At 73.6% G+C, this 5,962-nt stretch carries 5 protein-coding genes; all 5 read left to right on the forward strand.

Annotated features, from left to right (window positions below; translation table 11 throughout):
* Nucleotides 1–717 precede the first annotated feature (717 nt).
* The 5 genes from ACYVPE_RS38910 to ACYVPE_RS38930 all read left to right on the forward strand — a co-directional run bounded on the left by ACYVPE_RS38910 (nucleotide 718) and on the right by ACYVPE_RS38930 (nucleotide 5,649).
* Nucleotides 718–1,737: a LacI family DNA-binding transcriptional regulator gene (locus ACYVPE_RS38910; RefSeq protein WP_461038573.1), complete on the forward strand. Its 1,020-nt coding sequence runs from the start codon at nucleotides 718–720 to the stop codon at nucleotides 1,735–1,737.
* A 94-nt stretch (nucleotides 1,738–1,831) separates the two neighbouring features.
* Nucleotides 1,832–2,422 carry a Uma2 family endonuclease gene (locus ACYVPE_RS38915; RefSeq protein WP_461038574.1) on the forward strand — a complete coding sequence of 197 codons (591 nt, stop codon included), beginning with the start codon at nucleotides 1,832–1,834 and terminating at the stop codon, nucleotides 2,420–2,422.
* 62 nt (nucleotides 2,423–2,484) lie between these two features.
* Entirely contained in the window at nucleotides 2,485–3,441 is a 957-nt protein-coding gene (locus ACYVPE_RS38920) for a S1C family serine protease (RefSeq protein ID WP_461038575.1), read from the forward strand.
* 16 nt (nucleotides 3,442–3,457) lie between these two features.
* A complete protein-coding gene (locus ACYVPE_RS38925; protein ID WP_461038576.1) occupies nucleotides 3,458–4,183 on the forward strand; it encodes a response regulator transcription factor in 726 nt (241 codons plus the stop codon).
* A 38-nt stretch (nucleotides 4,184–4,221) separates the two neighbouring features.
* Nucleotides 4,222–5,649: a HAMP domain-containing sensor histidine kinase gene (locus tag ACYVPE_RS38930; RefSeq protein ID WP_461038577.1), complete on the forward strand. Its 1,428-nt coding sequence runs from the start codon at nucleotides 4,222–4,224 to the stop codon at nucleotides 5,647–5,649.
* Nucleotides 5,650–5,962: the final 313 nt, after the last annotated feature.

Consider the following 5,962-nt stretch of genomic DNA (forward strand, 5'->3'; position numbering starts at 1 on the left):
CCACCCGCCCTCGCGGGTGGCCTCGCGCGGCAGCGGCCGGGCGGCGCCCTTCGGGCTTGGCGGCGTAGCCGCCGCATGCCTGGGTCGGTGCGTGGCGCGGTGGCCGCAGGGGCTTTGCGGCCGTGCCGCGCCCACCCACCCGCCCTCGCGGGTGGCCTCGCGCGGCAGCGGCCGGGCGGCGCAGCCGCCGAGGGGCGGGCGGTACAGCCGTGACGGCCGTGGGCCCGCACTTGCAGCGGTGGGAGCCCCCGCCCAGAACTCGCACCAGCCCTGGCGGCGTAGCCGCCGCGGGTCGGGCCCGCCGGACCAGCCTGCGCCGGTGCCCCGTACCCTCGCGGGGCGCGTGACGGGGCGGGTGGGCGGGGAATGGCCCGCGCGCAGCGCCGGGGCCAGCTCGGCGGGGCACCCCGTCCACAACACCGGACCAGCCTGGGCCAAGCGGCGCAGGCCCCGCGCGGAGCGCGAAGAACGGGCGGGCGGGTGGGGGCAATCCCGGGCGGAGCGCCGGGCCGCCATCGGCTCGGCGGCGTAGCCGCCGTGGCCTCCAGGCCCCCACCCCCGCGCGGAGCGCGGGGCGCGGCGAGCGGCCCCGGCCCGGCAGGGCCACGGCGCGGAGCGCGTCGAAGGGCGGGTGGGTGGGGGATACCCGCCGCGGTTCCGGCCGTCCGGCCAGGACCCCGTACCGCACACCAGGGTTGCGCGCGTAGACTACGCGCCGTGGCCAAGGTGACGCGGGACGACGTGGCGCGGCTGGCGGGGACTTCGACCGCCGTCGTCAGCTATGTCATCAACAACGGTCCGCGCCCTGTGGCCGCGGGCACGCGGGAGCGGGTGCTCGCCGCGATCAAGGAGCTGGGGTACCGGCCGGACCGGGTCGCGCAGGCGATGGCCTCGCAACGCACCGACCTGATAGGTCTGATCGTTCCTGACGCCCGGCAGGCGTTCTTCGCCGAGCTGGCGTACGCCGTCGAACAGGCCGCCGACGAGCGCGGCAAGATGGTGCTGGTCGGGAACTCGGACTACCGGGACGAGCGCGAGGTCCACTACCTGCGGGCGTTCCTCGGGATGCGGGTGTCGGGGTTGATCCTGATCAGTCAGGGCCCGAGCGAGCACGCCGCCGCCGAGATCGACGCCTGGGACGCCCGGGTGGTGCTGCTGCACGAGCGGCCCGACTCGATCGACGACGTGGCGGTCCATGTCGACGACATCGGCGGCGCCCAGCGCATAACCCGGCACCTGCTGGTGGACCACGCCTATCCGTACGTCGCCTGTCTCGGCGGCGTCGACTCGACGCCGGAGTCCGGCGACCCGGTCACCGACCACGTCACCGGTTGGCGGCGGGCCATGACCGAGGCCGGGCTGCCCACCGAGGGCCGGCTGTTCCAGGCGCTCTACAACCGCTACGACGCCTACCGCGTCGCCCTCGAGCTGCTCTCCGGGCCCGAGCGGCCGCCGGCCCTGATGTGCGCCACCGACGACCAGGCGATCGGCGTGCTGCGCGCCGCCCGCGAGCTGCGGATCGACGTGCCTGGCGAGTTGGCGGTGGTCGGCTTCGACGACGTCAAGGAGGCGGCCCTCACGGACCCGCCGCTGACCACCGTCGGCTCCGACCGGATGGCGATGGCCAGGGCGGCCGTCGACCTGGCGATAGGCGATCCCGAGGACCTGCAGAACGAGCGGCTGCGGCAGTTCCCCGTCCAGCTCAAGATCCGCCGCTCCTGCGGCTGCGGCGGCTGATCCGTTCCACCATTGAGTGAAAAGCGGCTCATGGACTTGGGTTCGTTCCGACCGGCATGCTGGAGTGAGCGTCGGAAGTGTTGGAGGAACCGCCATGAGCGTAGCGACCGTCGATCACAACTCCGGACAGTCCGACTGGGACGAGCTTCTTCGGCTGTTGTACGAGATGGACACCCCCGAGGGCTGCAAGGCGGAGATCGTCGAGGGAGTCATCACCGTGGCGCCGCCGCCGTCGAACGGCCACACACTGATCGCCAGCGCGTTGCACCGCGCGTTGGTGCTCGCTGAACTGCCGGACGGGTGCGAGGTGTTCCAGAACCTGGACGTGATCACTCCGCGCCGCGAGGGTTACTACATCCCGGATCTGGTGGTGGCCGACCGTGCGCTTCTGGCCTCTCCGGAGACGGTGCGCGCGGCTGACGCCGAGCTCGTCGTGGAGATCACCTCCCCCAGCAACGCCCGCCACGACCGGGTCCCCAAGCGCATCGGTTACGCCGTCGCCGGGGTGCCGCTCTACCTGCTGGTCGACGCGTATGCCGAGGGCGGGCCGACCGTGACGTTGTACGGCGAGCCGAGTGGTGAGATGTACCGGGTCCTCCAGGCGGGCAAGTTCGGCGACACCTTCCACCTCCCCGAGCCCTTCGGGTTCGACCTCGACACGGCCGGTTTCCTCGCCGAGGGCTGATCCGTAGGAGATTCTGAGCCGGCCCTCAGACTGCTCTCATCTTCCGGGCGCACCGTCGTCCCATGAGCGAAAACCAGGCAGCAGACCAGCCAGTCCAGGGAAACGCGTACCCGCCCCAGCCGGCGTACGAGCCGCTCGTCGATGGTCAGCCCAGGCACCGGAAGCGCGCGCGGCGGCCGGTGGCGTTGTTCGCCGCGGTGGCCATCGTCGCGGCGGCCGCCGGTGGTGGCACGGCCGCGCTGCTCGACACCGCGACGGACGGCGGATCGTCCTCCGCCAGCTCGGGCACCAGCGCGTCCGCCGTCTCGGTCGGCTCCACCGGCACGGTCTCCTCGGTGGCGACCGCCGTCAGCCCCAGCGTCGTCGAGATCTCCACCGGCAGCGCGACCGGCTCCGGCGTCGTCCTCACCTCGGACGGCGAGATCCTCACCAACAACCACGTGGTCTCGGGCGCCGACACCGTCGAGGTCACGTTCAGTGACGGCTCGACCGCGCAGGCCAGCGTCACCTCCACCGATCCCGACACCGACCTCGCGCTGATCAAGGCGGACGACGTCAGCGGGCTGACCGCCGCCACGCTCGGGGACTCCGACACCGTGGCCGTCGGCGACCAGGTGGTCGCCATCGGCTCGCCCGAGGGGCTGACCGGCACCGTCACCAGCGGGATCGTCTCGGCGCTGCACCGCGAGGTGACCGTGGCCAGGGAGGACGGCGGCGGGCAGGGCGGCGGCGGCAGCCAGGAGTGGCCGTTCGAGTTCGGCGGCGGCCGCTACAACGGCGACGTCGGCTCGTCCACCACCAGCTACGAGGCCATCCAGACCGACGCCTCGCTGAACCCGGGCAACTCCGGTGGCGCGCTCGTGAACATGCGCGGCGAGATCATCGGCGTCAACTCCGCCATGTACAGCACGGGACAGGACTCCGGCAGCGCGGGCCTCGGCTTCGCGATCCCGGTCAACACCGTCAAGGACTTCCTGCACAGCGCGGGCTCCGACGCGGTGACCGGCGACAACGCCTGATGCGAGACTTGGCCCCATGAGCGATGGTTCCCGCGTGCTGATCGTGGACGACGAGCCGGCCGTTCGGGAGGCGCTGCGTCGCAGCCTGGCCTTCGAGGGGTACGCCACCGAGACGGCCGTGGACGGCGTCGACGCGCTGGCCAAGCGGGAGACGTACGAGCCGGACGCCATCGTGCTCGACGTGCTCATGCCCCGGATGGACGGTCTCACCACGGCCCGGCGGCTGCGCGCCGTCGGGGACCGGGTGCCGATCCTGATGCTCACCGCGCGTGACACCGTCGGCGACCGGGTCAGCGGGCTCGACGCCGGCGCCGACGACTACCTCGTCAAGCCGTTCGAGCTGGACGAGCTGCTGGCCAGGCTGCGGGCGCTGCTGCGCCGCGGCTCGTACGCCAGGGCCGGCGCCGAGGGCGAGCCAGGCGCGGCGGCCGACGAGGACTGGCTGTCCTTCGGCGACCTGCGGATGAACCCGGCCACCCGGGAGGTCACGCGCGGCGAGCGGGCCATGGAGCTGACCCGCACCGAGTTCACCCTGCTGGAACTCCTCATGGCCCACCCGCGCCAGGTGCTCACCAGGGAGCAGATCCTGCACGCGGTCTGGGGCTTCGACTACGAGCCGACGTCCAACTCCCTGGACGTCTACATCATGTACCTGCGCCGCAAGACCGAGGCGGGCGGCGAGCCGCGGCTGCTGCACACGGTGCGCGGGGTCGGCTACGTGCTGCGCGCCCCCGGGACGTGAGGTGCGGATCGTGAGATGCGGATCATGAGGTGCGCGGCATGAGGCGCCGGTTCCGTGACCTGCCGCTGCGGTCCAGGCTCGCGCTGCTGACCGCGCTCGCGGTCGCGGTCGCGGTCGCGACCTGTGCCGGGGTGGCGTGGTTCCTGGTCCGCGACCAGCTGAGGTCGTCGATCGACGAGACGTTGCGCGGCAGCTCCGTCCAGCCTCCCGTGCTGGCGGACCAGGCGGTCAGCGGCCGCTGCGTCACCGACCCCGACCAGCTGGCGGACGACGTGCCGTCGCCGCTCGGCTTCGTCACCCAGGTGGTGCGGCCCGACGGCCAGGCCTGCCTGATCCAGGGCAGCGCGACGCTGCACGTCTCCGACTCCGACGTCGCCGTGGCACAGGGCCACCAGCGCGAGTCGCTGCACGACGCCACCGGTTCGGACGGCGCCGCGTACCGGGTGATCACCCGGCAGGTCAGAGTGCCGGGCGGCGACGTCACGGTGACGGTGGCCAGGCCGTTGTCCGAGGTGGACGACCCGCTGCGTTCGCTCGCCGTGGTGCTGACGCTGGTGGCGGCCGGCGGCGTGGTGGGCGCGGCCGGGGTCGGCGTGGCGCTGGCGCGCGCCGGGCTGCGGCCGGTGGACCGGCTGACCGAGGCGACCGAGCACATCGCCCGCACCGAGGACCTGAGCGTGCGGATCCCGGTCGTCGGCGACGACGAGATCGCCCGGCTGTCCCGCTCGTTCAACTCGATGACGGCGGCGCTCGCCTCGTCCAGGGAGCTGCAACAGCAGCTGATCGCGGACGCGGGGCACGAACTGCGCACCCCGCTGACGTCGTTGCGCACCAACATCGAGCTGCTGGTGCGGAGCGAGGAGACCGGCCGGCCGCTGCCGTCCGACGACCGGCGGCAGCTGCTCGCCTCGGTGACGGCGCAGCTCACCGAGCTCGGCGCGCTGATCGGGGACCTCCAGGAGCTGTCCCGCCCCGAGCGGGCGGCGGGCAGCGGCCGGGTGGAGGTGGTCGGGCTGCACGAGGTGGCGGCGCGGGCGGTGGCACGGGCCAGGCTGCGGGCGCAGGGCATCCCCATCAACACGGCGCTCGACCCGTGGTTCGTGCGCGCCGAGCCGGCGGCCCTGGAGCGGGTGGTGGTCAACCTGCTGGACAACGCGGTGAAGTTCGGCGCGGAGGGGCGCGACGCGGCGGCCGGCGTCGACGTCACGCTGCGGGACGGCGTGCTGCTGATCCGCGACCGCGGGCCCGGCATCCCGCCCGACGAACTGCCGCACGTCTTCGAGCGGTTCTGGCGGGCCCCCGGCGCCCGCCGGCTGCCGGGCTCCGGGCTCGGCCTGTCCATCGTGGCCAGGACGGTGCGCGAGTCGGGCGGCCAGGTCTCGCTGCACCCGGCGCGGGACGCGGCGGGCGGCACGGAGGCCGTGCTACGGCTGCCGGGCGCGCCCGTCCCACCACCGGAGCGGTAGCCCCCCACCCACCCGCCCTTTCCGCTGCCGCGCTGGGGGTGCGCGCTGCGCGCGGGCGGTGGCCCGCGGGGCCCAACGGGGCGGCTTCGCCGCCGTTGGGCCCTTGCGGCCGTGTCGGCCTGCGGCCGTGCCGCGCCCACCCACCCGCCATGGGGGCACCTCCCAGCCTCCCCCAGACTCCGTCCGGGGGGACCCCCATGGCTGGGGGCCTTAGCTCAAGGCCGTGAAGTTAGGGGTTGTGGGGGTGGTGTGACGTGGGAAGCGGAGCCCCGGTAGAACTGGCAGTCGACCAAGACAAGCCGTTCACATAGAC

The organism is Streptomyces mayteni (assembly GCF_054783955.1).